This window comes from Oleiphilus sp. HI0043 (assembly GCF_001634935.1).
The window spans coordinates 1-1154 of the sequence record NZ_LWEY01001350.1 but is presented as its reverse complement, the minus strand read 5'-3'; the positions used below and the strand labels follow the sequence as shown (position 1 = coordinate 1154).

The 1154-nt window shown below is 42.9% G+C and carries 4 protein-coding genes; 1 reads left to right on the top strand and 3 read right to left on the bottom strand.

The features are described 5' to 3' along the window. Positions 1 to 146: LysR family transcriptional regulator (locus A3729_RS31000; RefSeq protein WP_156498004.1), on the bottom strand; the 146-nt coding region annotated here is incomplete at its 3' end. 120 nt (positions 147 to 266) lie between these two features. Between A3729_RS31000 and A3729_RS18225 the strand changes: the two genes are divergently transcribed. Beyond that, positions 267 to 704, top strand: a complete 438-nt coding sequence (locus A3729_RS18225; protein ID WP_068634167.1) for a DoxX family protein — start codon at positions 267 to 269, stop codon at positions 702 to 704. On the opposite strand, the gene A3729_RS34670 is transcribed toward A3729_RS18225, so the two are convergent. Together A3729_RS34670 and A3729_RS18220 are read right to left on the bottom strand one after the other, a co-directional pair. Beyond that, positions 637 to 852, bottom strand: coding sequence for an Hpt domain-containing protein (locus A3729_RS34670; protein WP_369820143.1), 216 nt, complete (start codon positions 850 to 852; stop codon positions 637 to 639). The genes A3729_RS18225 and A3729_RS34670 overlap by 68 nt on opposite strands. Positions 853 to 973: 121 nt before the next feature. Next, positions 974 to 1154, bottom strand: a 181-nt coding sequence (locus tag A3729_RS18220; RefSeq protein ID WP_082882132.1) for a TRAP transporter large permease subunit, incomplete at its 5' end; no start/stop codon positions are given.

Below are 1154 nucleotides of genomic sequence, written 5' to 3'. Positions count from 1 at the left end.
CCCAATTGTTCTTCGAGCTTCTGAATAGCATAAGAAACGGCCGAGGTGGCTTTGTTCAATTCTTCAGATGCTTTTGCATAGCTTCCTCGTCTATCTATCGCATCTAAGGTTTCTAAGGCTTCAATAGTGATCGGGTTTCTAATCATTACGGTTCCATAAAGATTGTTCTAATTATTAGATCATTCTAAACAGATATTGGCGCTTATTGGAAGTTCTTCAGCGCGATACACTTATTTCATCAAATCAAAACACAGAGGAAACACGCCATGAAAGCACTATTCAACAAAATCAGCACAACGACTGCGGGCCTAGACACGCTACCTATCCGAATTGGCGCGGGCATCACATTCGCCGCACACGGCAGTCAGAAACTATTTGGCTGGTTTGGTGGCTATGGATTGGATGGAACGGCGGGTTGGATGGAGTCGATTGGATTATCGCCCGGTATCTTGATGGCAGGGCTTGCAGGGAGTGCCGAATTCTTCGCCGGTTTATTGCTGATAGTTGGCTTTTTGGTTCGTCCAGCGGCCTTGGTACTGGCAATCACTATGATTGTGGCGATTGTCACGGCTCACATTGAAAATGGATTTTTTATGGCAACTAACGGTTATGAGTTTGCGCTCGCATTACTGGTTATCAGCGCAACCTTAACGGGTCGAGAAATACCATACGGCAATTACCTTTTAGAGAGTGAATGTCTCTAAAAAGGCGATGAACAAGTTCCGGATCTTTTGAGTTATCAAGTAATGCGATACAAGCTTCGATCTGCTCAATATTCTCTTGTAAACACTCTGCAAAATCTTGCGTTATTTCATTGTCTAGCTCAGTAAACTGAGGGCAGGTGGTAACCATCATTTCAATCCCGTTTTGATAAGCGCTATTAAGTCCTACTTTTAAGAATAGACCATGAGAGGAAAAATAAACGAAATTTTTGACTAGTTCACAAACTTAGGCTTGGCTTATAAGATTCTACTTAAAGTCCGAACCATTCTGGTTTGATCAATAAGACCAAAAGAACGCTTACCTGAATCGCAATAAATGGCATTACACCACGGTAGATATCACTGGTTTTGATGCTCGGCGGTGCCACACCCTTTAAATAGAACAAACTAAAGCCAAAGGGAGGGGTGAGGAAGCTGGTTTGCAGGTTCATT